At 65.8% G+C, this 26,122-nt stretch carries 20 protein-coding genes; 10 read left to right on the forward strand and 10 right to left on the reverse strand.

From position 1 onward, the window contains the following. Positions 1-8 precede the first annotated feature (8 nt). Both Mal64_RS13585 and Mal64_RS13590 read right to left on the reverse strand, forming a co-directional pair. The gene (locus Mal64_RS13585) at positions 9-728 is read right to left on the reverse strand and encodes a metal-dependent hydrolase (protein ID WP_146401152.1); all 720 of its coding nucleotides are present in this window, start codon (positions 726-728) and stop codon (positions 9-11) included. Positions 729-920: 192 nt separating this feature from the next. Continuing rightward, complete coding sequence (locus Mal64_RS13590) at positions 921-2,297, reverse strand: glucose-6-phosphate isomerase (protein ID WP_146401154.1); 1,377 nt, start codon at positions 2,295-2,297, stop codon at positions 921-923. A gap of 168 nt (positions 2,298-2,465) precedes the next feature. Here Mal64_RS13590 and Mal64_RS13595 point away from each other — a divergent pair, with 168 nt between their 5' ends. The 4 genes from Mal64_RS13595 to Mal64_RS13610 all read left to right on the forward strand — a co-directional run bounded on the left by Mal64_RS13595 (position 2,466) and on the right by Mal64_RS13610 (position 5,565). After that, the gene (locus Mal64_RS13595; protein ID WP_146401155.1) at positions 2,466-3,680 is read left to right on the forward strand and encodes a 2,3-bisphosphoglycerate-independent phosphoglycerate mutase; all 1,215 of its coding nucleotides are present in this window, start codon (positions 2,466-2,468) and stop codon (positions 3,678-3,680) included. A 168-nt stretch (positions 3,681-3,848) separates the two neighbouring features. Then, entirely contained in the window at positions 3,849-4,526 is a 678-nt protein-coding gene (locus Mal64_RS13600; RefSeq protein ID WP_146401157.1) for a metallophosphoesterase family protein, read from the forward strand. 28 nt (positions 4,527-4,554) lie between these two features. Beyond that, the gene (locus tag Mal64_RS13605) at positions 4,555-5,229 is read left to right on the forward strand and encodes a hypothetical protein (RefSeq protein ID WP_146401159.1); all 675 of its coding nucleotides are present in this window, start codon (positions 4,555-4,557) and stop codon (positions 5,227-5,229) included. A gap of 60 nt (positions 5,230-5,289) precedes the next feature. Continuing rightward, positions 5,290-5,565 carry a hypothetical protein gene (locus tag Mal64_RS13610; protein WP_146401161.1) on the forward strand — a complete coding sequence of 92 codons (276 nt, stop codon included), beginning with the start codon at positions 5,290-5,292 and terminating at the stop codon, positions 5,563-5,565. Positions 5,566-5,614: 49 nt separating this feature from the next. On the opposite strand, the gene Mal64_RS13615 is transcribed toward Mal64_RS13610, so the two are convergent. Further along, on the reverse strand, positions 5,615-6,181 hold the full coding sequence (locus tag Mal64_RS13615) for a DUF1579 domain-containing protein (protein WP_197525755.1): 567 nt from the start codon (positions 6,179-6,181) through the stop codon (positions 5,615-5,617). Between the two features lie 130 nt (positions 6,182-6,311). Then, a complete protein-coding gene (locus Mal64_RS13620) occupies positions 6,312-6,572 on the reverse strand; it encodes a TetR/AcrR family transcriptional regulator (protein WP_146401165.1) in 261 nt (86 codons plus the stop codon). A gap of 120 nt (positions 6,573-6,692) precedes the next feature. Between Mal64_RS13620 and Mal64_RS13625 the strand changes: the two genes are divergently transcribed. The 5 genes from Mal64_RS13625 (at position 6,693) to Mal64_RS13645 (ending at position 13,081) form a co-directional block, all read left to right on the forward strand. Beyond that, positions 6,693-7,103, forward strand: coding sequence for a GntR family transcriptional regulator (locus Mal64_RS13625; protein WP_146401167.1), 411 nt, complete (start codon positions 6,693-6,695; stop codon positions 7,101-7,103). Then, entirely contained in the window at positions 7,100-8,017 is a 918-nt protein-coding gene (locus tag Mal64_RS13630; protein ID WP_146401170.1) for an ABC transporter ATP-binding protein, read from the forward strand. Before Mal64_RS13625 ends, Mal64_RS13630 begins: the two co-directional genes overlap by 4 nt. A gap of 239 nt (positions 8,018-8,256) precedes the next feature. Further along, complete coding sequence (locus Mal64_RS13635; protein WP_146401172.1) at positions 8,257-9,780, forward strand: hypothetical protein; 1,524 nt, start codon at positions 8,257-8,259, stop codon at positions 9,778-9,780. Between the two features lie 136 nt (positions 9,781-9,916). After that, positions 9,917-11,755 (forward strand): CRTAC1 family protein, encoded by a 1,839-nt coding sequence (locus Mal64_RS13640; RefSeq protein WP_146401174.1) that lies wholly within the window; start codon positions 9,917-9,919, stop codon positions 11,753-11,755. Positions 11,756-12,418: 663 nt separating this feature from the next. Then, positions 12,419-13,081 carry an EF-hand domain-containing protein gene (locus tag Mal64_RS13645; protein ID WP_146401176.1) on the forward strand — a complete coding sequence of 221 codons (663 nt, stop codon included), beginning with the start codon at positions 12,419-12,421 and terminating at the stop codon, positions 13,079-13,081. Between the two features lie 157 nt (positions 13,082-13,238). On the opposite strand, the gene Mal64_RS13650 is transcribed toward Mal64_RS13645, so the two are convergent. The 6 genes from Mal64_RS13650 to Mal64_RS13675 form a co-directional block, all read right to left on the reverse strand. Then, on the reverse strand, positions 13,239-14,357 hold the full coding sequence (locus tag Mal64_RS13650) for a DUF1559 family PulG-like putative transporter (RefSeq protein WP_146401178.1): 1,119 nt from the start codon (positions 14,355-14,357) through the stop codon (positions 13,239-13,241). Between the two features lie 231 nt (positions 14,358-14,588). Further along, on the reverse strand, positions 14,589-15,557 hold the full coding sequence (locus Mal64_RS13655) for a PEP-CTERM sorting domain-containing protein (protein ID WP_146401180.1): 969 nt from the start codon (positions 15,555-15,557) through the stop codon (positions 14,589-14,591). 56 nt (positions 15,558-15,613) lie between these two features. After that, positions 15,614-17,629, reverse strand: a complete 2,016-nt coding sequence (locus Mal64_RS13660; protein WP_146401182.1) for a PEP-CTERM sorting domain-containing protein — start codon at positions 17,627-17,629, stop codon at positions 15,614-15,616. 324 nt (positions 17,630-17,953) lie between these two features. Beyond that, the gene (locus Mal64_RS13665; RefSeq protein WP_146401184.1) at positions 17,954-21,397 is read right to left on the reverse strand and encodes a golvesin C-terminal-like domain-containing protein; all 3,444 of its coding nucleotides are present in this window, start codon (positions 21,395-21,397) and stop codon (positions 17,954-17,956) included. Positions 21,398-21,588: 191 nt separating this feature from the next. Further along, positions 21,589-23,307 (reverse strand): gamma-glutamyltransferase, encoded by a 1,719-nt coding sequence (gene ggt / locus Mal64_RS13670; RefSeq protein WP_146401186.1) that lies wholly within the window; start codon positions 23,305-23,307, stop codon positions 21,589-21,591. Beyond that, positions 23,300-24,841: a sodium:solute symporter family transporter gene (locus Mal64_RS13675; protein ID WP_146401188.1), complete on the reverse strand. Its 1,542-nt coding sequence runs from the start codon at positions 24,839-24,841 to the stop codon at positions 23,300-23,302. Before Mal64_RS13675 ends, ggt begins: the two co-directional genes overlap by 8 nt. Before the next feature lie 347 nt (positions 24,842-25,188). Between Mal64_RS13675 and murQ the strand changes: the two genes are divergently transcribed. Continuing rightward, entirely contained in the window at positions 25,189-26,103 is a 915-nt protein-coding gene (murQ, locus tag Mal64_RS13680; RefSeq protein ID WP_146401190.1) for an N-acetylmuramic acid 6-phosphate etherase, read from the forward strand. Positions 26,104-26,122 lie beyond the last annotated feature (19 nt).

Below are 26,122 nucleotides of genomic sequence, written 5' to 3' on the forward strand. Positions count from 1 at the left end.
CGACTATTTTACAGCACGAACGGCTCGCCCGGCTGCGGCGTGAGCGGCTCGCTGGCGGTGTGCTTGCGGACGGCGGCGGCCCAGGCGGCGGCGTCTTGTTCGATCGGCGGCCACGTGCCGTAGTGGCACGGCGCCACACGAACCGGGTTGATCAGCTTGGTCGCCTCGACGGCGTCATCGGGGCCCATGGTGAACCGGTCGCCGATCGGCAGCACGGCCAGATCAAGCCGGTCGGACAGGTTGTGCGTGGCGATCAGCTTCATGTCGAGGAACAACGCCGTGTCGCAAGCGAAGTAGACGCGGCGGTGAGCGCCGTCACTCCCCTCGGGCAGCGTGAGCAGCAATCCGCAGGCGACGCCGCCGTAAGAGCCGTCGGGCATGCTCGAGCTGTGGTGCGCGATCGTCATCTTCAGATGTCCGAACGGCTGGTCGACCCCGCCACCGGGGTTCAGGCCGATCACCTTGTCCTCCGCGACCCCCTGCCCCACGAGCCAATTGCCGACTTCGAAGTTGGCGAGCACCGTCGAGCCGGTCCGCATGGCGATCGAGACGGCGTCGGCTACGTGGTCAAAGTGCCCGTGCGAGACGAGCACGAAGTCGCAGTCAACATCCGCCGCCTTGATCGGCGCCGAGGGGTTATCGTCGAGAAACGGATCGATCAGCAGCCTGTGCTTGCCGGTCTCCACGAGCCAGGTGTTGTGGCCGTACCAGGTGATCTGAGTGGGCATCGTCTTTTCCAAGTCGGTTTAACCACAGAGGCACAGAGTTCACCGAGACGAATGGGACGCGGATTGACGCGGATCGAAGCGATGAACGCGGATGAAGTCAAAAGCTATCCGCGTTTATCCGCTGAATCCGCGTTCATCCGCTTCCCATTCTTTCTCACATCTTCTCCGTGTCCTCTGTGCCTCTGTGGTGAATCACTTCCGCAGGAAGGCGTTCATGTTCTTCTTGTACGCCTCGACGCCCGGTTGGCCGTAAGGGTTGATGTCGATCAGGCGGCCCTCGACCACCGTGGCGAGCATGAGCATCTGCAAGAGTTGGCCCATCGCGTGCTCGTCGAGCTTGGGGACGACGATGTTGGCTGTCGGGCGGTTGTCCTCGGCGTACGCCTGGTTGGTGCCGGCAATGGCGGCGGTCATCACCTCGGGCAGCGTCTTGCCGGCAAGCTCGTTGAGCTTGTCCTGGTTGTTGTCGCTCTCGCCGATGGCGATCGGCTCGCGGTCTTGTTGCTCGACGATGATGTTCGTGATCACCTTGTCGCGCGGGCCCTCCTGGTGCTGCTGGCCGCGGCTGTGGAGGTCGCGGGTGTTGACGATCGTCAGCGGCAACGCCCCTTGCTCCTCTTTGCCGAGGCTCTCAGCCAAGAGTTGGTCGTACCAAAAGCCGAACGCCTCGAGCCGCTTGCCCCAAGTGCTCATCAGCCGCGTGACGCAGCCCTCGGTCTCTTCGAGCAGGTGGCAGACGCCCACGTAGTCGAGCACCACGTTCTCGCCCGGCGCGGCCGTGGCGAAGTGCTCGTTCATGTCCGCGGCGCCCTGGAGCAGCTTCTCGATGTCGAGGCCCATCACCGCGGCCGGCAGCAGGCCGACCGCGCTGAGCACGCTGAACCGCCCGCCGACGCCGTCCGGGACCTCGTAGATCTCCTCGCAGCCGATCGCCTTGGAGAGCTCGAACAGCTTGCCGCTCGTGCCTGTGACCGGCACGACGAAGTCAGAGAGCTTGTCGCCGGCCGACGCCTCGAGCTCACGCAGGAAGATGCGCAGCGCGGCCGCCGTTTCGAGCGTGCCGCCGCTCTTGGAGATCACGGCGATCGACCACGGCTCGCCCTTCGCCTTGAGCAGCTCGATCAGCGCGGCCACCGCGTCGTTGTCGACGTTGTTCCCCTCGTAATAGATCGCCGGCCGGCCGCCGCGGGCCTCCTTGCTGATCTCGTTGTAGTAGTGCGGGCAGCACGCCTCCATCAGCGCCCGGGCGCCCATGTACGAGCCGCCGATGCCCAACACGACCACGCTGCCGCTCGAGGCGGCCAGCCGGTCGGCCGTCGCCTTGAGACGGGCCACTTCGCTCTCGGCGCCCTTCTCCTTGAGCTCGGCCAGCAGACGGTCCGGCAGCATGTGGAAGCCGGCGTCGAGGGGCTCTTTTTCGGGCGGAGCTTCCGCTCCGCTTGCCCACAGCTCGGCGTCGGCCAGCACCTCGGCCCGGGCCGCCTCGAGCCGCGGCTTCAGCGCGTCGAGTTCCGCCTGATTAATCCCGCCGTTGTCGAACAAGGCGGCGCTGGGGTCGTATTTCAGCATGGGCTCTTAAGAGGTGAGAGGTCGAAGGCCAGGGGTCGGGGGTTCGCCTAGACGCGAATTTTAGCGTGTCGGGCGCTGGGCTGTCAGCCGCAGACGCTTGCGTATCGGCAAGATCATCGCAAACATAGCCTCTGACATCTGACCTCCCACCTCCTATATCGCCCCGCCATGGATATCCACAAGCTAATCAAGCCGCTCGTGCAGAAAAACGACTCGAAGATCGTGCTCTACGTGGCCGATGGGCTCGGTGGTTTGCCACAGGCGCCCGGCGGCAAGACCGAGCTCGAGACGGCCCAGACCCCCCACCTCGACAAACTCGCCCGCGAGGGCGTCCTCGGCGGCAGCATCCCCGTGGCCCCCGGCATCTCGCCCGGCAGCGGCCCGGGCCACTTGGGACTGTTTGGCTACGACCCGGTCGAGTACCTCATCGGCCGCGGCGCCCTGGAGGCCACGGGCATCGGCTTCGAGCTCCAAGAGGGCGACGTCGCCATCCGCGCCAACTTCTGCACACTCGACTCGGGCGGCAACATCAGCGACCGCCGCGCGGGGCGCATCCCCAGCGAGGAGTCGGCCCCGATCGCCATCCGGCTGCGCGACGTGAAGATCCCCGGCGTCACCGTGTTCGTCGAACCGGTCAAGGAGCACCGCTTCGTCGTCGTGCTGCGGCCGGACGACGCGAAGGGCTTCGGCGGCGAGGTGGCCGACACCGACCCGCAAGCGACCGGCGTGCCGCCGCTCGCCGCGAAGGCGCTGGACCCCAGCAGCGAGCGCACCGCCGAGGTTTGCAACGAGTTCATCAAGCAGGTCCGCGTGCTCCTGAAAGACGAGCCGAAAGCCAACTGCTGCACGCTGCGTGGCATCACCGGCAAGCCGTCGATCCCGAGCTTCGAAGACGTGTACGGCCTCAAGGCGGCCGCGATCGCCGTCTACCCGATGTACAAGGGCCTCGCGAGCCTGGTGGGCATGGACGTCATCGGCGACGCGAGCACGCTCGACGACCAGATGGCCGTGCTCAAGGACGCCTGGAACGACTACGACTTCTTCTTCATCCACTTCAAGTACACCGACTCCACGGGCGAGGACGGCAACTTTGACTCGAAGGTCAAACGGACGGAGGAGTACGACTCCGGCGTGCCGAAGATCATGCACCTGCAGCCGGACGTGCTGATCTCGACCGGCGACCACAGCACGCCCGCCATGCTCGCCAGCCACAGTTGGCACCCCGTGCCGACGCTGCTGTGGGCCAAGCACTGCCGCAGCGACGGCGCCCAGTCGTTCGGCGAACAGCAGTGCCTCACCGGTGGCCTCGGCCAGTTCGAGGCGAAGCATTTGATGACCCTCGCGATGGCCAACGCGGGGCGGCTGGCGAAGTTCGGCGCCTAACGAGATTGCCCCCCGATGGAACGAAGGAACGACGGACAAAGCGCCCACGAATACGCGCGAATAAGTCACGAATAATCCGAGAGTAGGCATTCGTGTTATATTCGCGCGTATTCGTGGGCAGTCGTTCTTAGTTCCGTCGTTCCTTCGTGGTTCTCACCTAGCCCCGCCATGCCCCGCACCCTCGCCATCGGCGACATCCACGGCTGCCTCTCGGCGTTCGACGCGCTGCTGGCCGAGGTCTCGCCGCAGGAGGGCGACACCGTTGTGCTGCTGGGCGACTTGGTCGATCGTGGGCCCGACACGCGCGGCGTGATCGACCGGGCGATCGCGCTGGGCGAGCGTTGCGAGGTGATCGCCATCATGGGCAACCATGAGGAGATGATGCTCGGCGCGGTCACCGGCCGCATGAGCATCGGCGCGTGGCTCGGCGTGGGGGGGCGGGAGACGCTGGCGTCCTACGGCGGCCGCACGGCGAGCATCCCCCCCGCCCACCTGCGCTATCTCGAGCGGATGAACTCCTACCACGAGGGACCGGGCGACCTGTTCGTCCACGCCATGGTCGATCCGCTCGTGCCGATGGCCGACCAAACCCCCGAGTCGCTGCGCTGGCACAAGATCCAAGGCGCCGAGCCGCCGCACCGCACCGGCAAACGCGTGGTCTGCGGGCACACGTCGCAGAAAAACGGTTTGCCCAAGGTGTGGGAGGGCTGGGCCTGCATCGACACTTGGCCCGCCGGTGGTGAGTGGCTCAGTTGCCTCGACGTGGAGACGAACGAACTGGTGCAGGCCAACCAGGCGGGCGAGACGCGCCGCTTCTCGCTGAGCGAACAGCCCGCAAGCCCATAGCCCGACGCCCCCCCCGAGTGATGGCCCGATGCCGCCTGAAATGGCCTTATTCACGTTCGTTGCGATCATGTCCGTCGCGATTTGCATCTGGTTCTGGTCGCTCGCCCTCGCGTTGCGAATGGGCCGGCCGAGCGAAGCCCCCGAAAGCTTCACGGTTAAACGGCCTGAGACGACCGGAGATCTCGTGGGCGAAATCACGGTCCACGGCGAGTGTGACGAGGTCTCCAAGGAGCTGGTCCGCAGCCTCCGCCGACCTTCGGTCAATCGGGTCACCTCCGTGCTGAGGGTCACCGAGCACTCCCCCGAGCGGGTCGTCTTCAGCAATGCCGGTGGGGGAATCTGCAACCAGGCCGCCTCGCACTATTTCGACGAGGGCGAGATGCTCCTCGCCCCCGCGGGCGACGGACGGGTGCGCGTCCATTACCGCATCGGCCTGAGCGGTATGCTCCGCAGGTTCCGTCAGTTGGCGCTCGGGATGGCCCTGGGTCTCGGCCTGCCGGGGCTGCTGCTGGTGGGCGGATTGGTCGCGGCGTTGGTCCTGCCCAGCCCCGAACCGGCGGTCCGCGGGCAGGTGCTCCAAACGCTGCAGGTGGTCCACGTCCTCTGGCTGCCGTTCCTGTTCATCCACATCGCGAAGACGGCGCGTCGGCAGTCGCGCGCATTCATCGAGAGCCTGATCGAATCGGCCGAGTCGCTCGACTGACCCCTCAGGGTCAATCGAGCGATCGCCCACGGTCTGACTCGTGCCTGCTGGCCCCGAGTCTTGCCGCGATCTAGCCCACACACCGATGTCCGACCAGCCGTCCGAGACGCTCCGCTGGCTTCGTCCCACCGCACCGGCAAACGCGTGGTCTGCGGGCACACTTCGCAGAAGAATGGTCTGCCCAAGGTGTGGGAGGGCTGGGCCTGCATCGACACTTGGCCCGCCGGCGGTGAGTGGCTCAGCTGCCTCGACGTGGAGACGAACGAACTGGTGCAGGCCAACCAGTCGGGCGCGACGCGCCGATTCCAGCTCGGCGCGAGCCCTCCCAGCACGTAGACCGGCAACGTTTTCGCCGAGGGCGGACGGAGCCATCACAGCAGCGGGTTCATTCAACCCGCTTGCCCACGGCGCGCATCCCTTCGGTCCACGAGCCGTCGTCGCCCTGGACCTCGGAGGTGTAGACCATGCGGTCGTCGCTCTCGAATCGGAGTGTCTCTCGCGTCGGGGTCATCTCACCATCCTTCATCGGGTAGGGCCCCTCGGTCATCAGCACCAGGGCGTCGCCCGCCTCGTTCAGCTCCCCTTCGTACCGCCACATGAACCCGTTGCTCGAATCGACCCAAGTGCCGATGTACTTCCCCTTGCTCTGGTCGTAGCCGAGCGTCTGCAGGCCGGTCCAAGGCGAGCCCATGATCTCGCTCTGGATCTCGCTGAGCACCCAGTACCCGCCCAGCGAGCGGACTTTCTGCACGCCTACCGAATTCATTTCCGGCATGCCCTCCATTTGACAATGCATGGTCACGTCCCACTCGCCCACGAATTGCTGCAGCCACTCGTTCTCCGGCGCGGGGGGCGGCATCTCGGGCATGACCGCTTCGGACGCTTCCTGCGCCAATGCAACCGACGAAGCCAGCAACACGGCGCAAGCCGTAAGAGTCAATCGAGCCTTCATAGAGATTCGCCTTTCACTCATGGGGGTGATGCGACCGGACGCCCGGCCGAAAAAGAGAAACGGATTCTAGCCGAGCCGCCAAGCGACGCGACATTTTGTGGGCGCCACTATCTGTCACCGCTTGCGGCCGTCAGGGCGACCGGCTTGATGACAACAACTCGTGGTTGGGAACCGTGCTAAACCGCCCGGCGGCCATCGCCGAGAAGTGGCCGGCCGCCTCGACAGCCGCCTTTTCTTTGGTCTTGAAGTGGTGGAAGAACGCCCCCTTGGTCCCCCCCTGCCCCCGACGGCTCAGGTCGTCGACCGCGGTGGCCGTGTTGCCTTTCGAGCGGGAGGCATGCAGGGCCGCATCGAGCAGGTTTTCTCGTGAATTCGTGGTCGTGGGCGCCATGCGTGAAACATACCCACCGGTCGTTGTGTCCGTTAAGGGTGCCTGAGAAAAACTCTTGCATGGCTCGGCGACCACTGTTATACAAATGTAGTCACTTATCTCTTTTCAACTCTTTCGCCCATGCTCCTACGCATCGAAAAAGGGTCGTCCGTCCCGGTCTCTCGGCAGATCGCGGAGCAGGTCGCCTCGCTCTGTGCGGCCGGGTCGCTCAGGCCGGGCGACCGGGTCCCCTCGGTCCGCGAGCTGGCCCGCGAGTTGGCCGTCAATCAGAACACCGTGCTCCGCGTTTACGAGCGGCTCACGGCCGAAGGCCTGCTCGAGCGGCGCCACGGGCAGGGGACGTTCGTCTCGCCCAAGGCCAACCAGCGCGCGGCGGCGTCGCACCGCAAGCGGCTCGTCGGCGAACTCCGCCAGCTCTGCCGCCAGGGCCGCGGCCTCGGCCTCACGGGCGACGAGATCCACGAGCTCGTGACCGAGGCGCTCGGCCAACTCGAGGCAGAATCCCCCACACCCCAGGAGGCCGCGCCATGAGCACGCCGGTCATCTCTCTCAAGTCGGTATCGAAGTCGTTCGGCAAGTCCCGCGTGCTGCGCGACGTGTCGCTCACGGTCGAGCCGGGACAGACGTTCGCCTTCCTCGGCCGCAACGGCGCCGGCAAGACCACCACCATCCGCCTGTTGCTCGGGCTGCTGAAGCGCGACGCGGGCGAGATCAGCGTGCTCGGGCTCGACCCCGCACGCGACGCGCTCACGCTCCGCGACCGGGTCGGCTACCTCGCCGAAGACCAGGCGATGTACGGCTGGATGCGGGTCGAAGAGCTCGTGCGGTTCGTCGCGCCGTTCTACACAGGCTGGGACCACGACCTGGCGAGCCGCTACTTGCGCGAGTTCGAGCTGCCGCTCGCCACGAAAATAAAACATCTGTCGAAGGGCCAATGCGTGCGGCTCGGCCTGGTGCTGGCCCTCGCGCACCGGCCGGAGCTGGTGATCCTCGACGACCCCGCGCTCGGGCTCGACCCGATCATGCGCAAGCAATTCAACCGCGACCTGATCACCCACCTTCAAGGCGAAGGGCGCACAGTGCTCTACAGCTCGCACCTGTTGGACGAAGTGGAGCCCGTGGCCGACATGGTCGCGATCCTCGACGACGGCCGCGTCCTACGGCAAGAAGAGACCGAGACCCTGCGTGCCGACGTCAAACGGCTGGTGCTGCGCCGCGAGCTGCTGCCGCTCGTAGCGCGGGTGGCCCGGGTGCTTGACGTGCGGCCGGACGGCGACGACGTTGCCGCCACGGTCGAGGGCGCCGAGGCGGCCCTGGCGGTGCTCGCCCGCGAAGGGACGCCGCCGCGAGTGGTCGACCTGAACCTCGACGAGATCTTCGAGGCGTACGTCGCGGGGCGCGTGGATCCCGAACTCGAGACCGTCCAAGAGCCGCAGGCGATTTGATTCACAGTCCCCGTGGTTGTTTCAGTTGATACGGAATTCAATCTGAAGTAGCGCGAAAGCGTAGTTGCTCCCCCTCCCCGGCAGGGGGAGGGGCTAGGGGAGGGGGTAGAACCCTGGTACCCAGGGCGCCTCCTCCCCTAACCCCTCCTCCTAAAGTAGGAGGGGGAAACAATGGGCAACGTGCTACACACGCATTGACTCCTCCCCCCTTGGGGGAGGGAATTATAAGAAGGCACGCCATGCACACCGCAAAAAAGCCCTCCATGTTTGCCGTCTGGCGCAGCCTCCTCTGGAAGGAGGCGCACGAGCACAAGTGGAAGCTCGCCGCGCTGATGGCGTTGGCGGTCGGCACGCCGTTGCTGCTGGCCCTGACCGATCGCTCGCCCTACGACAGCTTCCCTGGCTTGGAAACGACCGTGCTGTACGTCCCGCTCGCGACGCTTTTCGTTGCGATGGCCGCCGCCGCTAGTGAGCGGTCGCGCGACACGCTGCCGTTGCTCGTCCGGCTGCCCGGGGCGCTGCGTGTCTCGGCCCTGCTGAAGTTCGTCTTCGGCGTGCTCGCGGTGCTCGTCCCGGCCTACGCCGTCCTGGCGATTACCTTCGCCTGGCCAGCGCTCATGGAGTGGGTCGATCCGGGCATGGCGCCTATGGACAGATTTTCTCCTACTGAACTCGTAGCGTGGTGCGGCCAAATCACGCTCATCGTCACCAGTGTTTTCCTTTGGGTGTCCGTGCTAGGTCTACGCAGTGCCAACGAGGTCCGAGCAGGCATTGTCGCAATCGTCGCAATCACTGCGATGTGGGGCCTGTGGGGCGGCTCCTACCAATGGCTTGTCCGCGACCAGACCCACTACTTGGGTGGCTCCCTAGGGCAATCGACCACCGACCTGAGGGCGTTCGAGCTGCTCACCGCCGCGATGCCCGGCGGCCTCGTCGCCGTCGAAGCCGTTTCGTTCCACCGCTACCCGCGGCTGCCGGCGTTTGCCGTCCCCCTGGTCTACTGCCTGACGCACGGCGTGCTGCTAGCGGTCTGGCTGCGGCATTTCGGCGCCGCCGTGGGCGACGGGCGCCGGGTGAACCAGGCTTCTCCCCCGACAGCCCACGGCGCGTGGCTGGAGCCCCCGATGCGTTCGCGGCTGGCGGCCGTCGTCTGGAAGCAGTACCGCGAATGCCGGCCCGTCATCATCGCCACGGTCATCGGCGCCATCGGCTTCGCGGCTTACATTATTTTCGTAGTTCAGTTCGCGCCGACGCAGCGTGTTTCGTGGCGTGAATCGGCGTCGTTCATGGCGAGCGTATTGTCGGCCAGCGTGTTTTTTGCCGCCCTGATCGTCGGGGTTGGCGCCTTCCACGAAGACCTCTCACGCGGCGTCAACGAGTTTTGGCGTTCGCGCCCCATCGACGCCGGCCGCTGGTTCGTCGTCAAGTTCCTTGCCGGCGCCGCGCTCCTCGTGGCCGTGTTCGGCACGGCGGCCTTGGCGGCCGAGTGGCTGAGCGATTACCCCTTCATGATGCCCCCCGCGACGCACGTCCTGCCGGTCGCCCCGCTGGTCGTCTACGCCGCGGCGGTGCTCGCGAGCGTTGTCTGTCGCCGGGTGGTCTACGCCACGCTGCTCGGCCTCGGCGTTTCGTGGTCGGTCATCCAACTCGTGACCGAGAAGGTCGACGCCCCCTTCCATCAGATCGCCGCACTGCTCGCGGCCACGGCGGCGATGACCGTCGCCGCCTGGCTGGCATTCCGCAACGACTGGTCGCTGCGCTGACGCTCGCCGCCGACACGCTTCGTGTGGCCTGCCGGACCATGCGCGAAAGCGCGGGTTGAGCGCCGCAAATCATGATCGCAGCCCTTCGAGCGAGCACTTATAGTGGGTTTATCACTCACTCCGAGGCGCCCGCCCCATGTCCCGCTCTCTCCCGTCCCGCCCGGCCCCGGCCCGTTTCGCCCCGTTCCGACTGGCGCCCGCGGCCTGCCTGCTCGCCGCCCTCGCCACGCCGTCGGTCGCGCAAACGTTCACCGACGTGGGCGCCTCGGTTCTGAACGCCAACCACGACAGCCGCAGCGCGTCGCTCGGCGACTACGACAACGACGGCGACCTCGACCTGTTCTTCCAGGGGGGCGCGGGAGCCCAGCGGTTCTACCGCAACAACCTCACGGAGAACGGCTCGCTGTCGTACACCGAGATGCCGTCGGTGCTGCCCGGCGGGCTGAGCTTTTCCTGGAGCGCCGCCTGGGGCGACTACGACGGCGACGGCCGGGTCGACGTATTTGTTGGCCAGTCGAACACCGTCGGCAACTCGGGCGACGTGCTGCACAACGTGTCGGACTCGGGCTTCTTCAACGCCAGCGTGCCGGTCGGTCTGGACGACCCCGGCTTCCACCAGAACGTGGCTTGGAACGACATCGACGGCGACAACGACCTCGACCTGATCTTCGGCATGGAGGGGCCCGAGAAGCACGAGATTTACCTACAAGACGACCAGGGCCAGTTCTCCCCCGTGGGGGCCTCGGTAGGGTTCCAGGAAGACTTTGGCACCAAGGGCTACGGCATGGCGATCGGCGACACCGACGGCGACGGCGACCTCGACATCTACATCTCGACCTGCCGCGGCGACAACAACATCCGCAACAACTTCTACGAGAACCAGCTCGCTCAGACCGGCGAGCTGAGCTTCATCGACATCGCCGACACGAACGGCACCCAGAACTTCTTGAACAGCTACGGATCGGAGTTCATCGACATGGACGACGACGGCGACCTCGACCTGTTCATGGTCGGCGCCGACAGCCAGCCGAGCAAGATCTTCCGCAACGATGGCGGCAACCAGTTCACGGACGTCGACACGATCACCGGCCACCCCCTGCTGAGCGACACCTCGCGTGACCTGGGCGGCGGCAAGGCGGTCGACTACGACAACGACGGCGACCTCGACCTGTTCTTCCACGACCACCTGGCGCAGGGCGGCATCGACCAGGCCCGCAAGCTCTACCGCAACGACGGCGGCTGGGTGTTCACCGACGTGACCGCGGCCGAGGGGCTCGACGAGGAGAACGTTGGCGCCTACGACAGCGTGTGGGGCGACCTCGATCGCGACGGCGACCAAGACCTCATCGCCCCGACCGACAACAACTACGACGAGCGGGTTTACCTCAGCAACGCCACGGACAACGGCAACCACTGGCTCTACGTCGAGCTCGAGGGCCGCACCGAGAACACCACCGCCATCGGCGCCACGCTGTACGCCACGATCGACCAGGGCACGCCCAACGAGCGGACCCTCCGCCGCGAGGCGAACACCAACGCCGGCACCTTCAACCAGAGCGACCTGCCGGTCCACTTCGGGCTCGGCGCCGCTCAGACCATCGACGAGCTGCTGGTGGTCTGGCCCGACGGGACCGTGCAGTACCTGTACGACGTTCAGGCCGACCAGTACCTCGCGGTCGACGTTTCCGACGTCGTGCCGGGCGACTACAACTTCGACGGCGTGGTCGACGCGGCCGACTTCACGGTGTGGCGTGATTCCTTTGTGCAGTTCGGCGATTTCATGCCGGCCGACGGCGACCGCGACGGCTTCGTCGGCAACACCGATTACGACCTGTGGGTTGCTCACTTTGGCGAAACCGGCGCCCCAGCGGCCAGCTCCGAGGCGGCCATCCCCGAGCCGGCGACCGCCTTGCTGATCGTGCTCACCGCCCTCTCGGTCGCCGCGGGCCGCGGCCGGCGGCCGACGCGCCGCTGAGCGAGGAACGGCCCACGCGGGAGGGGGATTGCGTCAGCCCTAGAGCGGTTTGCTCATTGGTGCAGACGCTCGGCTCGCGATCGGCGTCATGGCTTCGTCAACCTGCATCGACAATGCACCGCATTGCCTGCTTCGGCTTCCTCGCCACGCCCCCAATCGCTTCCCCGCTCGTCCACACCAATACGAAAACCGCTCTAGGCGCAAAAAAATGGGCGTCTCGGAGTGACTCCGAGACGCCTCGACGCCCGACTCATTTGACAGGTCTCGTCTCCGGTACCGCCCGTCAGCCGCTCACGCGAGCGCCCGTTTCTGCCCCGGATCGAACAAGTCGCCCGGGCCGGCTCCGCCAAGCCGCCCCAGCAGGATCAGCCCCGCGCCAAGCGGCGTGAATGGGACTAGCGCTATGATAGCCAACCCACTGCGTGGGGGATGTCGCGGCTGCGCAGCGCTGTCTCGGATAGGCGCATCCTGGCGTGACTGTTTGTAAAGCCCCGCGTGAGGCGTGGCGGTCGGACCACGCACTTGTTTCCCGCATCCGCGCATTCGCCATGGATTCCGCTCGGCCGACTTGCGACAATCAAGCGCCGTCGCCTTGCGCGCCCCCGCTAACCCCGAGCCCCGGTCGACGCGCTTTGCAGGAATCATCTTAGGAGGATCTACGGAATGCGTATTGTCTTTAATCGCCGCACCTGGCGCCGCGTGCTCGCCGCCGCCGGCCTGTCGCTGATCGTCTCAACCGGTTGCAGCAACCGCCCCGCCGCGATCCGTCCGCCGAGCATCAACGCCTCGCAGGCGGGCCGACTGGCGATGGAGGAGTACGACACCGACGGCGACGGCTTCGTCGGCGGCGACGAACTCAAATCTGCCCCTGGCCTCAACGCCGCGATCGAATCACTCGACACCGACGGCGACGGCAAGGTGAGCGCCGATGAGGTGGCCGAACGGGTCAAGAAGTGGCAGTCGTTTGGCGTGGGTCTCACCAGCGTTAGGTACTCGGTCACCATCGACGGCCAACCGCTCCCCGACGCCGACGTGACGTTCGATCCCGAGGCCTTTCTGGGCGATGAGATCCTGGTCGCTAAGGGCAAGACAAACCGCCGAGGGCTTGGCTCGGCGTCGATCCCGCGTGACATGCGGCCCACGGAAGACTCGCCTCCGGGGCTCGCCTACGGGCTCTACAAGGTGCGCATCTCCAAGATCGTCAACGGCCAGGAGATGATCCCCAGCCGATACAACGAGGAGACGATCCTGGGTCAGCAAGTCTCGATCGACAACACGGCTACGTCACGCGGCACGGGCATCACTTTCGATCTTGAAAGCAAGTAATAAACGCCGTCCACGCGAACAAAAAAAGGATGCGTCGCTTAACGCGACGCATCCTTTTTTATTCCTAGTCCGCCACCGAGGGCAGTCGGTCCGGCTCGCCCGTAGGCGTGCGCTACAGTCCTCCTAGCTCACGCGGCGGCAGCTCGCGAGGCATGGATCAATAGCCATCGGGCCAGTTGATCGAGTTCGAGTCGGAGCCGTTCAGCCGGTTGGCGTTGTCGCGGTGCGAACGCATGTCGATCTCGTAGGAAACCGACTGCACCGAACCATCACAGAAGCCCATGTTGAAGACGCCGGGGTGGGCGCTGCCGAACGGGGGCGAACGCTCGAAGCTCAGGCCGTCGGTGTCTTGTCGCGGCTCAAAGAATTCAATGTCCTCGAGGCTGTCCGGGCCCCACGCCACTTTGCCGTTCTCCCATTCGAAGCCGGCGTATGCGCCTTGGTTGGCCGCGTAGGAGAAAGTGTTGTCTCGTTCCCCTGTGGGATCGTACAGTCGCGGCTCCATGAACTTCTCACCCAGCAAGTAGGTTTTGCTCAAACCGTCAGTGATGCGGTTCAGCCCTAGTTCGCTGCGGTAGAACATCACGCCCGTCTGGTACAGCACGCTATCCGAATCGTTGGTGTCGCTCCACTTCGGCCCCCGCCGCCCGCCGGCTGGGGCGTCGGCGCCTTCGTAGCCGTTTGTCGGCCACCACATCTGATTGGCGCCGCTGAACTCGTAGGCCGCAAACGCAGCGCTGTCGCCCACGTTGGCGGCGTAATCCGAAACAACAACGCCCTCGTTGATCGCCACGTTCATGATCCAGGTCTGCTCGAGCATCCCGCCCCAGCGGCAGCGGTAGACGCGCGCCTGGCGTCGTGAGGGGCAGTAGAAGCTCGTGATCGGGGTCTGGTGGGCTTTGGTGCTCGCTATCGCCCATGCGGCCGGATCGCCCTGCATGCCCGATCCGAGGTCCCAAACCCCCTGCTCCTCGATGAACGGCAAAACACTGAACAGCCAACTGCCGGGTTGCGTCTCACCGAAACCTCGGTTGGGGTCACCCGTGAAGGCCGAACTCCAGCCGCCGGTGGGCAGGAAGCCGTTGACGTCTTCGTGCAACAGGCAAGCAAGCGCAAGCTGCTTTACTTGGTTCTTGCACTGTGTGCGGCGGGCGGCCTCACGGGCCGATTGGACCGCCGGCAACAGCAGCGCCACCAAGATGCCGATGATCGCGATGACGACCAGCAGCTCGACCAGGGTGAAAGCGGACTTCTTCGTGAGGCTCGGTCGTTGCATAACGCGCGTCTCTTGCTTCGGATTTCGAGGGGAGTACGCCTGTAGCAGACACGGATGATCGTCTACTGACTTCACTCTAAGAATTAATACAGTTGCGAACAACGCGCAATCATCGCAGAAGAAACGCGCATCTGCGCACAACGTTGCGTCGTTTTTTTCGGCACGCCGAAATAAAAAGCGGGCGCCCGCTGCGATTCGGGCGCCCGCCTCCAAGTAGCTAGATTAATCGTCTCAGCGACGGCGACGACGCCCGGCCACGCCGAGCAAACCGAGGGCGACCAGCGCGGCGCTGGTCGGCTCGGGAGTCGCCGTGACTTCGACGTTATCGATGATGCCGTACGTCCAGTAAGGAGCAATCGTCTGCGACGAGAACAAGTCGGTGTAGATCAACTGGATGTTGCCATCGGTGGTGATGTCGCCATCACCGGCGTCGTAGGCGTCGCGGACCCGAGCGATGTTCAACCGATCGCCACCGGGCTTTTCGATCGACACGGCAACGACCCCCAGAGGGCCGGTCTCGATCTCGAAGGTGATCCACTGGAAGCCGGGCGATCCGGCGGTTCCGGGGTCCGCAGAGCTCTGGAACTGACCGAGCGGCGGGGCGACGCCGGGCAGGAAGTCGGCGTAGTGAGCGTCGAAGCCGTTGCGGGTTCCTGCGATCATCTCATCCGTCGCCAGGAAGCTGCCGTCGGCAAAGACACGCCAGTCGCTGCCCGAGCCGCCATCGTTGGTGGCGATGACGCTGGCCCCAACATCAAAAGCGGCCGCGACCCCGTCGTAACCCACGCCGCCGCCGATGAACTCGGTCGTGCCGGCCGAGCCGCCGTTGATGCGCTCGTTGACGTCGTAGTTGGTCCAGGCGTCGAACCGCAGCTTGTAGTTGCCGCTGAAGCTCTGCCCGGTGGGGAAGAGGTTGAAGGTGTTGGCGCCGGGGGGATCGTTGATGTTGGACTCGAGCAACACGCCCGTGGTGGCGGCGTCGCCAGGCTGCGTGTTGGGGGCTTCGGGGACGTCGTAGAAAGTGGGCACGTCACCGTAATCGAAGCCAAAGGTGGCGGCGTAGTCGGCGTTGGTAGAGTTCACGCTCCAACCGGCGCCGCTTTCCATGTTGTCGCTAAAAAGAACTTGTGCTTGGGCGTTTGCCGCAACAAGCAGCAAGCCCGCCATCAAGGCGGTGGATCCAAGGTGCAGTCGACTCATTAGTCTCTCCAAAAAGGTTGCGAAAAAATCGTATCTCAGTACCGTAACGCCACTTCTCAAAGTTTCCGCCGCCTGGAGGAAGAGTAAAACGCCGCCACGAGAACAAGCAAGAGTCCGCTCGCCGGTTCGGGGACGGTGCTCGCTTCGGACAATGCCGGAAGCGAATTGCCAAAGTTGTTCACCCAAACATCGTAATCGCCGCCGTCGATCACCCCGTTGCTGTTGCCGTCGGCTCCGCTGCCCTCGGTGACCGAGTTGCCGAGCGCGTCACGCCACACCGTGAAGTCGGCCGCGTCGACCACGCCGTTGCCGTTGTAGTCGCCCAAGAGCGACTCGATGGTCTGGACCGAGAACAAACCGTCCGAGGTCGTCGTGGCGATCGTGTTGCCGCCGGGGCTGAAGACCTTCAGTCGCTCGGTCAGGTTGTCGACGTGATAGACGTTGCCGGCGGCGTCGACAGCCACTTGGCTGCGGAGCGTGCGGCCGGGAGAGTCGTAAGGGATCGACTCGATGTTGGTGATGAAGTCGTCGCTCGTGTCGCCCGGGGTGCCGTTGTCGTCCACCTGCAGATCGGGCAAGCCGTTCTCGTCGAGCGGGATGACGAGGATGCCGCCCGGGGCGTTGCTCTCGCCGCCGAGAACCGGGTTGTCGCCATCGCCGTAGACGAGCGGGTCCGGCGTCACGACGTCATCGTCTCCGGGGAAGAACTGGCGGTTGCGGGTGACGTACATCTTGGTGCCGTCGGCCGAGATCACCACGTCGTCGATGTTGCGGAAGATGTCCTGGAGGCCTTCGCCCACATCGCCGGGCGAGGTGTTGCCGTCGAGGCCGTTGTCGTAGGAGAACCGCTTGGACGACCACTCGATCGTGGGATTGTCCGCGTCGTTGGGGTCCGCCGAAACGATCAAGATGCCCGACTCGTTGCCGTGGGTGCGGCTCTGCAAGAGGTAGAACTTCTCGTGCTGTTCTTCGTAGTGCATGTTGTTCGTGATCACGCCGCCGATCGCCTCGGGCGAGAGCGTGTACTGGAAATCGTTGAAGTCGTCGCTGTCGTCCCCGGGAGTGCCGTTGTCGTCGTCGACGGTCAGCGTTTCCTTGTTGATGACGATGGTCGGGGGCTGGTCGTAATCGGTGGCCGGGCCGACGTCCCAGCGGAGGGGGTGGTAAGTCGATCCTTGAGCGAGGTTCGTTTCAGGGTCGACGGTGAACGTGTCGCCGTCGAGGTCGTAGTCCTCGTCGATCGCCCACACCGTCAGGTCAACGCCAACCGTGCCGGTGACGCTGACCTTCGAAAGGATCGAGCCGTGGACCTCCTCGAAGCCGGTGTCGTTCGTCAGCAGCGGCAAGACGCCGTCCTCCTCGGCCAGCACGAGACCGCCCGTCGTGAGGTCGGGCGAGGCGTACTTGATGCCGCCGGACTGGTCGGAGAAGTCGGCGGCGATCAGGTTGCCGCTGTCGTCCAGCGAGAGCCGCCAGGGCGAGCTGCCGTTGCTCTGATCGACGGTCCAACCGGGCGCCTTGGCCTGCGTGGCGTCTTCGGGATCGGTCACGGAGAAGCCGCCCGCCAAGTTGACGCCGATCAGGTCCGCCGTGAGCGAGTAAACACCATCCCCCAGAACGCGTGGGGTGGTCACCGGACCGGCGTTGACGCGGGCCTCGGGGTGCGACACGTAGATCGTGCCGAAGTACTCGCTCGACGGGTCGTCGTTCACCACGACGCCGGTGGGGCGGAAGAAGTACTGGAATAGCTGTTCGGTGGTGGCGGTCCCGGAATCGAACGTGTCGCTCAGTTCGGTCCAGGCCTTGGGGGCGTCCTTGCCGACCTGGATCTCGTAGCTGCTGAAAGCGCCGAGGTCGAAGGTGTGGCGGCCGGCGGCCGGGGTGTTGATCGTGACCGGGTTGGCGCCGTCGCGGAGCACGGTGACATAGTCGGCCGGCTCGTTCAGAACGAACTCGTAAGTCGAACCGCTGGTGTTACGCACGGCCGACGCGTACGGGACCGCTAGAGCAGAAGATGCTGTGATCGCCATCACAGCCATCGAGGCGCTGAACAAACCGATACGATTGGTCATCAAAGGTCTCCGTCAGATTGGTGAGGCAGCCGTGTCATTTCGGCTGAGTCTTAGGTGTTTCCTACTCCCCTGCGGGAGCCCGCCAAAGCCGCCCGGTATCGCCTGTTTGCGCCTATCACGCATGAACCGAGAATAGATAAGCGCAACGTTTTTTTGTCCCATTCTTTGCGTCTGTTTTCATCCGCTTTGCGCAAACCTCAAAACCAGCTTGTTCGGCATGGAATAAAGGCTCCCGCACCACTCAGGCACCTGACAACTTAAGTACTTATCATTAAGGGACTTAATGACGATTGAACTTCATGCACGAATCAAATAGCAGATCTCTTACTTGCGCAACCGGGTCGTAAGTTCCCCAAAGTCCTCTTGCGCAAATAACGAGTCTCTCGCCTCGTCTATCTGCGGGTCCCCGATCGCCAAGCCCGTGGCCATCCGCTGCGCTAAATGATCGACCGCTTGCTCGTCTTGGTCTCGTTCACGCCGCTGATCATCCGTGCGAGCGAGCAGCAACTCGATGGCGTCGTCTGCGGGCGAGTCGACCGCTTCCTGCTGCGGCGTCGCAGCGGACCCAAGGAAAGCGACAGTACGGCTTGGCAGCGGTGCGAGAAGCGGGCTCGGCGCCGAGACCACGACCTCTTCGGGCGACGCGTCGATGGCCGGTTCGGGTTCGCTGGTTACGGCCGCCGTGGTGAGGGCGACCGCCGGGGCGAGGGCGACCGCCGGGGCGATCGGTTCCTCCATGCCGAAGCGGCTCACCCACACGTGGTAGTCGAGCGTGTCGATCACCCCATCGCCGTTGCCGTCGGCCGAGGTTCCGGGTTCGACCACTTGGTCTTTCAAGTCGCGCCAGACGGTGAAGTCGGCGGCGTCGACCAGGCCGTTGCCGTTGTAGTCGCCGAATTCGTTGAACGAATCGGGGCGGCCGGTCAGATCGATCCGCACCACATCGGCGATCGCGAGCGAGTTGGCCTCGCCGGAGCTGGCGTCGACGTCGAGCAGCACCGAGATCGGTCCCTGCGAGGCGTCGATCACGCCCAGCGACACCCACTCGAAGTCATTGGCGCGCTGATCGATCACCGTCGCGAGCGACTCGGAGCCCGACGTGACGGTGTAAGCCACGCCGCTAGCGCGATTCGCCGCTGCGTCGTATTGCACGAACACCTCGGCTTCGCCGGAGAACGGGAGATCGGTCGTCCATTCGGCCGTAGCCTGGTTGCCTAGCAACGCGAAACGTTGCGTGCCGCCCTCCACGCCGGGGTCGCTGCTCGTGATCCAGAAGCCGGTCTCATTGTACGCGCCGGGGCCGTGGTCGTTGTCGAGCAACAGGCTGATGGTCTGGGGCGGGTTGGTCTCGAATTCGAAGAACTCGAGCACACGGCTCATCACCTCGAAGCGGTCCTCTTCTTCGACGATGGTCTCGAACGGGAAGCCGAGCATCACGAGGCTCTGGCCGTTGGGGTCGCTGTACTGCACGCCGGCCCCGGCGCCTCCGGCGTAGGCGAGGGCGAGTGTCGAGCCGTTATTCGGCGCGATAACGTCGGGGTAGTTCACGTCGTAGAACAGCTCGCCGTCGTCGAAGTTGAGCGAGATCCCTTCGAAGATCGAGCCGGCCACGCCATCGGCGCTGTAGACGCCCGCGTCGTCGCTGGTGTAGCTTGCGCGCAGCTGGCTGCTGTAAAACGACACTCCGTTGCCTTGGGCCTGCAGGTCCCAGCCGATCTCGGCGCCGGAGACGAACAGCTTGCCGTTGGCGTTGAGGTAGGTCGTCACGGCGGCCTGCTCGGCGACGCTGAACGTGTCGTCGGCCGTCGACTCTTCGCCGAGGATCCAGAACACGGCGTCGTAGTCGCCCAGGTCGACGTCGCCGTCGATGACGGCCTCGTTCGGCACGGTCTCGACCGCGGCGTCGACGCCGGCGTTGTGGATCGCCGAGGCGACCTGGACGGCGTAATCGTACGAGTTGCTCAGTTCGGCCCGGGCGCGGTAGACCGTGCCGCCGCCGGGGAACGCGTATCCGGGGACCTGGCTGCGACCCAAGCGGTCGAAGCCGTTGACGATCAGCAATTTGGCGCCGGCGCCGTTGGGCGTTGCGGCGACCACCTCCGAGTCGGGCGATTGCCCGCCGTCGTTCGCGGCGACGATCTTGAAGTAGTAAGCCTTATCCGGGTCGAGGTCGTTGATCGTCAGCGTGGCGGTCGCGCCGCCGGCGACAGCCGTGCCGCCGTCGAAGCCCTTGCCGCCGACCGAGGCGTAAACGACGTAGCCCGTCGCGGGCGAGCCGAGCGCGTCGCTCGACACGGACGGGGTCCAGTGGAGGGTCGCGCTGCCCTGGCCCGTGGTCTCGACCCGCAGGTCGGCCGGCCTCGCCGGCGGATTGATTTCGGGCGTGGCGCCGCCGTCGACCTCGGCGAAGTACTCGATCACGCCCTGCACCGTGGCGATGGCGATCGCCTCACGCACGCGCGGGTCGAGCAGCATCTGGGCGTCTTGCGTGTTGTCGTGGAAACCGGTCTCGATGATCGTGGCGTCGAACTCGTCGTGGATGACCTCGTTGTTGATCTCGCCGAACTCGATGTCGGAGCGGTCGAGCGTGACGATTCCCCCGCGGTCGAACCAGTCGTGCTCGAACTCCCCCGCCCGGTCGACGAGGTCGTCGTTCACGTGCCGCGAGATCGTGTCGGCCAGCAGGAACTGGTTGGGCGTCATGGCCGACGTGCGGTTGTTGCCGTTGTAGAGCCCCAGCACGCCGCGGCTGCTGCCCCCACCGGCGTTCGAGTGGAAGCTCACGAACACGCGGTCGGAGAGCTCGCCCACGCCGGCCTGGTTCATGTACTCGGCGTAGCGGGGCGAGAGCGAGACGGTCGCCGAGCGGTCGCTGCTGCTCGTGCGGTACTCGCTGGTCGAGATGCCCTGCGAGCGGCTGACGTGCCACTCGACCCAGTAGAGCCCGGCCTCGTCTTCGCGGGGCTGGCCCGACACGCCGTTGCCGCGGTCGATGTCGCCCATGCCGTTGCCGAAGCGGATCATGTCGGCGACCACCACCTTGCCGGCGTCGTCCGAGCGGTTGCTGATCTCGACGTAGCCGGCCGTACCCTCCTCAAAATCGTACGTACCCAGGTAGACCAGGCCGTTGCCCACGCGGCTGTGGTCGACCGTCACCTCGGTCGCGCCGCCGCTGTGGTGGACCCGGTAGAGCTGGTCGGTCGCGCGGTTCGAGCCGGCGGGCGACCAGGCGTAAACGGGGTAGCTGCCGCCCGCCGAGAGGTTGGGCCGGTAAATCGCGGTGGCGGTTTCGGTGGTCGAGGTCGCGATGGTCTTGTAACGCACGTCGCCCGACGAGCCGTAATAGACCGACCCCGACCCGTTCGACCAGGAGCCCGTGAACGACACGCCGGCGTCGTCGTTGTCGAGCACCACCTCGTTGACCTGATTGCCAACGGGGCGCAACGGCACGATCGTGGCGCCGGCGTCCCACAGCGCGTCGACGAACGCGGTCATCTGGTCCTGGTTGCCGAGGTCCTCGACCATGTCGAGCAGCAGCGGCCGCTGGTACTCCCACCCGCCGCCGTTGTCGGTGTAGCCGTGGCCGCCGTGGGTGTAGACGATCTTGTCGGTGAGCGCCCCGATGGGCTGCGCGCCAACTTCCACCAGGCCCGCCGCCGAGAGCGCGATCCTCGACTCCAGCGGTTCAACCGCCAACGCGCGGCCGCGCGCGGGCGACTTCGTAGCGCCCGAACCGAGGAGAAACGCCAAACTAAATCCGAATGCCATCGTTGCCCTCAACCGCTCTCTGTTCCGAAACAAAAATTGCGTTCTCGTGGGTTTCTCGCCATGAGAAGCCCAACGCTGAATCTCTTGGTGCGTGCGCCTAATCATTTGATTGTGCTTGCTCGTCGTGGATTCGGCGAGCGATTGCCGGCGATTACCGGTACGGTCTGCCGCCGTGGTGGGGGGAGAGTCGTTTATTGCGCCGCCGCCTTGCTCGGCACGCGCGGGTCACTGGTTGCGGTGAGGCCGCCGTCGTCTGTGCGGGCGATGGCCTGCGTGATGCCCGCCGAGGAAAGCACCGTCAACTCGTGCCCGCGACTGCGAAGCTCCGCAACCCAAGTGTCGGGCAGCGTCGACTCGACTTGCAACGCGTCGGGCCGCCACTGGTGATGGATCCGCGGCGCGGCGACCGCCGCTTCGAGCGGCATCTGCTCGTCGAGGCGGTGCAGGATCACCTGCAGCACCTGCGTGATGATCTTCGGGCCGCCGGCGGCGCCAACCGTCAGCAGCGGCTCGCCTTCGGCGTCGAGCACGATCGTCGGGCTCATGCTCGAGAGCGGCCGCTTGCCGGGGGCCACGGCGTTGTTGGCCGCGCCGACCAGGCCGAAGGCGTTCGGCACGCCGGGCTGGATCGAGAAGTCGTCCATCTCGTTGTTGAGCACCACGCCCGTGCCGGGCACGATCACCTTCGAGCCGAAGGTCGTGTTCACTGTCGCCGTGATCGCGACCCAGTAGCCCTCGGCGTCGGCCGCCGCGACGTGCGTCGTGTGCCGGCCGAACAGGTCTTGGTCCCACAGCGGCGGGTCGCCGTGGCGCTCGACCGTGATCGCCCGCTCGGGGTCGATCCGTCCCGCCAGCTCGGCGGCGTAGCCCTTGTCGGTCAGCCCGCGCGGCACGTCGACAAAGTCCGAGTCGCCCAGCCAGAAAGCGCGGTCGGCGAAGGCGAGCTTCATCGCTTCGGCGATTAGGTGCCGGGCCGCGACGGGGTCCTTGCGCAGCGTATCGCCGAGGTCGTAACGCTCCAGGATGTTGAGCATCTGAGCGATGTGCACCCCGCCCGAACTGGGCGGCGGAAAGCCCACGATCTGGCGCCCGCGGTAGGTCGAGACAATCGGCTGACGCCGCTTGACCTCGTACGCCGCGAAGTCGCTAGCCCGCAGCACGCCGCCGTTCTGCTCCATCCAGGCGCCCACCTTCTCGGCAAAGGGACCGCGGTAGAACCAGTCGGGGCCGTGCTCGATGAGGCTGTCGTACGTGCGGGCTAGGTCGGTCTGGACCAGGGTCTCGCCCTCCTCGTAGGGCGAGCCGTCCGGCTTGAGCAGCGCGTCGCGCGAGCCGGGATAGCGGGCGACCACCTTCGCGATGCGGGCGAGCTTGCGGGCGTAAACGCTGTCGATGGCGACACCCTCACGGGCGTGGTGGGCGCCCGGCTCGAGCAGCCGCGCGAGCGGCTTGCTGCCCGCCAGGCGGATCGCCTCGGCGTACGCCGCCAGGGCGCCGGGCGTGCCGACGGCGAGCGGGCCGGTCTTGCTCGCCTCGGTCATCGCCTCGCCGTTCTCGTCCAAGTACATGTCGGGGCTGGCGGCCGCGGGCGCCATCTCGCGGCCGTCGATCGCCAGCAGTTCGCCGTCCGGCGTGCGGATCAGGATCAGGCAGCCGCCGCCGATGCCCGAGTTGTGGTTGTCGACCACACTCAGCGTGAGCGCCGCCGTCACGGCCGCGTCGACCGCGTTGCCCCCCTCGGCATAGACCGCCATCGCGGCGTCGGTGGCCAGCGGGTGGACCGTAGCCACCGCGTGGCGCGAGCCCTCGGCCGAGCCGGCCAGCGCCGCCGGCGCGCTCCATGCCCCCAGCGTGGTGAGACCGACCAGCAAGGCGGCGATCGGCCAAGTTGTCACACAGCAGTTACGCATCGTGTTGCTCCTCGTCGTGGGGGGGCATAACTTCGGGCGCCTGGGCTGGCGCAGCTTCGGCTGGCGCGGTTTCGACTGACTCAGTCTCGCCCGCCGGGGGCGCGATCAGCAGCACCGCGGCGCCCGTGAAGAACGTTGTCGCCGAGCCGATCAGTGTGTACCAGGTCCAGTTGATCTCGGTCTGTGTGACGACCAGCAGGCAAACGCCAAAACCAATCGCCAACGCCACCAACCCCGCCTTGTCGCTGGCCCGTCGCCAAACAAGGCCCAAGGCGTAGAGGCCGAGCAGCAGCCCGGTCGAGAAGCCGGCGATCGCGAGCACCGTCTCGATCACCGAGGTGCCTTGCGCCCAGCGGTAGGCGGCCATCGCCACGGCCGCCTGCACGGCGGCGAACACGAAGGTGGCGACTCGCGAGGCGACCACGGTCGCGGCCTCGCTGCGGCCGCTCGGGAACCGACCCAGCAGGTCTTTGACGAACGCCCCCGCCGAGGCGTTCAGCGAACTCGACAGGGTCGACATCGCCGCCGCGATGACGGCGGCCAGCACCAAGCCCCGCAGGCCGGAGGGCATTTCGTGAACCAGGAAGTTGATGAACACCCGGTCGCCCGTCCCGGCGGCGTGCTCCGTGGGGACCGTGGAGTAAAAGCAAGCCAGCGCCACGCCCATCGCCAGGAAGAAGGCGAATTGCATTGCGACCAAAGGCCCGCTCAACGCGAGCGCGAGTGTCGCGTTGCGCCGCGAGCCGGCGCACAAGTAGCGTTGCACCATCATGTGGTCGGCGCCGTGCGAGGCGAGCGACAAGAACGCCCCGCCGATCAGCCCCGACCACAGCGTGATCCCGCTCCCGCGGAGCGTGGGGGTGAGATCGAACAGACGCAGTTTGTCGTTGTCGGCGGCGAACTGCGACAGAGTCGCCCAGCCGTCGGGCAACCTGCCGACCAGCAGCATCAGGGCGATCACCGCGCCGGTGATGTAAACCACGAATTGGATGCAGTCGTTCCAAACAACCGACGAGACGCCGCCGACGGCGGAGTAGACGGCGGTCGCGACGGCGATGCCCGCCACACAGACAAAAAAGTTCACGTCGAGCGCCGCTTCGAGAACGAGCGCAGTGAGGAACAAGCGGAGCCCGTCGGCGCCGTTGCGGAAGATCAAGAAGACCGTCGCCGCGGCGACCTGCACGCCGGAGCCGAACCGCTTGTGAAGCACCTCGTGGGCGGTGAAAAACTCGCCGCCGAAGTACTCGGGCAACAGCACCGCGGCCACCACGAGCCGGCCGATGATGTAGCCGAGCGTCAGCTGCAAGAAGCGGAAGTCGCCCCCCTCGGCAAACGATTGCCCCGGCAGGCTGAGGAAGGTGACCGTGCTCGTCTCGGTGGCGACGATCGACAGCAGGAGCGCGAACCAAGAGATCTCGCGCTTGCCGAGAAAAAAGCTCTCGGTCGTGGCGTCCTTCGAACCGAAGAAGAGGCCGATCGCAACGGCCGCCCCGAGGTAGGCCAGCAGGACCACGGCGTCGGTCCCGCTCAACATGGGCGCTCCCACATAAAAATTGCCTGAGCCTTTCTCCTCACACGAGCCACGAACGAGTCGGACGAACCGTCCAACAACCGCCCACACAGGCCGTGCAAAAATGGTGAATGCATCGCTGCATTAGTAGCACGATTCAAAGACTAATCGGGCTGCGCGAGGCGTAGTAGCAGGGCCACGCGCAGCTTTGTATCGCAAAAGCGCAAGTTACCTGGGATCGTTCTGAGGCCCATAGTATCATGCAAATGTTGATTGCAACGTGTTGGAGCAACGCGTCTGCTCTCCCCTCGAACCGACGTCGCACGCTAGCGGCTCGGTTTGCTCAGCCCCCACCCGCACGACGAATACGGATGCTGGACAACCTGACAACCGAAGCCCGCAACCCCGCGTCGGAACAGCTCGATGGGCTCACCCCGGCCGAGTTTGTTCGGCTCTGCAACGCCGAAGACGCCAAGGTGGCCGACGCCGTGGCGCGTGAAGCAGACGCCATCGCTTCGGCAATCGAAGTGATCGCCGACCGTCTCCAACGCGGCGGGCGACTGATCTACTTCGGCGCCGGCACGTCCGGCAGGCTCGGCGTCCTCGACGCCTCGGAGTGTCCGCCAACGTTCAACTCCGATCCGAACCAGGTGATCGGCATCATCGCCGGCGGCCCCCCCGCACTGCTCAAGGCGGTTGAGGGCGCCGAGGATTCGCTGACCCTCGCGGGCGACGACCTCGAAGCCGTGGGCCTCGGCCCGCTCGACGTCGCCGTCGGCATCGCCACCAGCGGCCGCACGCCTTACGTGCTCCACGGCATCCAGTACGCCAAGCGCCACGGCGCTTACACCATCGGGCTGGCTTGCAACGAAGGGGCCGAGCTCGCCGACCTCGCCGACCTCAGCATCACCCCGCTCGTGGGTCCGGAGATCGTCAGCGGCTCGACCCGCCTGAAGGCCGGCACGGCGACCAAGCTGGTTCTCAACATGCTCAGCACCGGCGCGATGGTCCAGCTCGGCAAGACTTACGGCAACCTGATGGTCGACCTGCAGCCGACCAACTCGAAGCTGACCGCTCGTGCGAAGCGGATCGTGAGCCTCGCCACGGGCATGCCCGCCTCGGAAGCCGAGCAGCAGCTCGCGGTTTGCGAGGGTGAGGTCAAGACGGCGATCATCGTTTGGCAGGCCGATGTCTCGCCCGAGAAGGCCCGCGATTACTTGGCCAAGGCCAACGGGCACCTGGGCCGCGCCCTCTCGCTGCTGGGCGCCGAGAACGCTCCTACCTGAGCAAGCCCGCCCCAAGCAG

Source organism: Pseudobythopirellula maris, from assembly GCF_007859945.1.
Classification (GTDB): Bacteria; Planctomycetota; Planctomycetia; order Pirellulales; family Lacipirellulaceae; genus Pseudobythopirellula; species Pseudobythopirellula maris.

What these genes read in the sequence shown, in the direction of transcription:
- Mal64_RS13595 (WP_146401155.1), top strand. Translation starts at nt 2,466, where the DNA reads ATGGATATCCACAAGCTAATCAAGCCGCTCGTGCAGAAAAACGACTCG.
- Mal64_RS13665 (WP_146401184.1), bottom strand. Translation starts at nt 21,397, where the DNA reads ATGGCATTCGGATTTAGTTTGGCGTTTCTCCTCGGTTCGGGCGCTACG.
- Mal64_RS13600 (WP_146401157.1), top strand. Translation starts at nt 3,849, where the DNA reads ATGCCCCGCACCCTCGCCATCGGCGACATCCACGGCTGCCTCTCGGCG.
- Mal64_RS13650 (WP_146401178.1), bottom strand. Translation starts at nt 14,357, where the DNA reads ATGCAACGACCGAGCCTCACGAAGAAGTCCGCTTTCACCCTGGTCGAG.
- Mal64_RS13590 (WP_146401154.1), bottom strand. Translation starts at nt 2,297, where the DNA reads ATGCTGAAATACGACCCCAGCGCCGCCTTGTTCGACAACGGCGGGATT.
- ggt (WP_146401186.1), bottom strand. Translation starts at nt 23,307, where the DNA reads ATGCGTAACTGCTGTGTGACAACTTGGCCGATCGCCGCCTTGCTGGTC.
- Mal64_RS13640 (WP_146401174.1), top strand. Translation starts at nt 9,917, where the DNA reads ATGTCCCGCTCTCTCCCGTCCCGCCCGGCCCCGGCCCGTTTCGCCCCG.
- Mal64_RS13620 (WP_146401165.1), bottom strand. Translation starts at nt 6,572, where the DNA reads ATGGCGCCCACGACCACGAATTCACGAGAAAACCTGCTCGATGCGGCC.
- Mal64_RS13660 (WP_146401182.1), bottom strand. Translation starts at nt 17,629, where the DNA reads ATGACCAATCGTATCGGTTTGTTCAGCGCCTCGATGGCTGTGATGGCG.
- Mal64_RS13615 (WP_197525755.1), bottom strand. Translation starts at nt 6,181, where the DNA reads ATGAAGGCTCGATTGACTCTTACGGCTTGCGCCGTGTTGCTGGCTTCG.
- Mal64_RS13605 (WP_146401159.1), top strand. Translation starts at nt 4,555, where the DNA reads ATGCCGCCTGAAATGGCCTTATTCACGTTCGTTGCGATCATGTCCGTC.
- Mal64_RS13585 (WP_146401152.1), bottom strand. Translation starts at nt 728, where the DNA reads ATGCCCACTCAGATCACCTGGTACGGCCACAACACCTGGCTCGTGGAG.
- Mal64_RS13675 (WP_146401188.1), bottom strand. Translation starts at nt 24,841, where the DNA reads ATGTTGAGCGGGACCGACGCCGTGGTCCTGCTGGCCTACCTCGGGGCG.
- Mal64_RS13655 (WP_146401180.1), bottom strand. Translation starts at nt 15,557, where the DNA reads ATGAGTCGACTGCACCTTGGATCCACCGCCTTGATGGCGGGCTTGCTG.
- Mal64_RS13625 (WP_146401167.1), top strand. Translation starts at nt 6,693, where the DNA reads ATGCTCCTACGCATCGAAAAAGGGTCGTCCGTCCCGGTCTCTCGGCAG.
- Mal64_RS13635 (WP_146401172.1), top strand. Translation starts at nt 8,257, where the DNA reads ATGCACACCGCAAAAAAGCCCTCCATGTTTGCCGTCTGGCGCAGCCTC.
- murQ (WP_146401190.1), top strand. Translation starts at nt 25,189, where the DNA reads ATGCTGGACAACCTGACAACCGAAGCCCGCAACCCCGCGTCGGAACAG.
- Mal64_RS13630 (WP_146401170.1), top strand. Translation starts at nt 7,100, where the DNA reads ATGAGCACGCCGGTCATCTCTCTCAAGTCGGTATCGAAGTCGTTCGGC.
- Mal64_RS13645 (WP_146401176.1), top strand. Translation starts at nt 12,419, where the DNA reads ATGCGTATTGTCTTTAATCGCCGCACCTGGCGCCGCGTGCTCGCCGCC.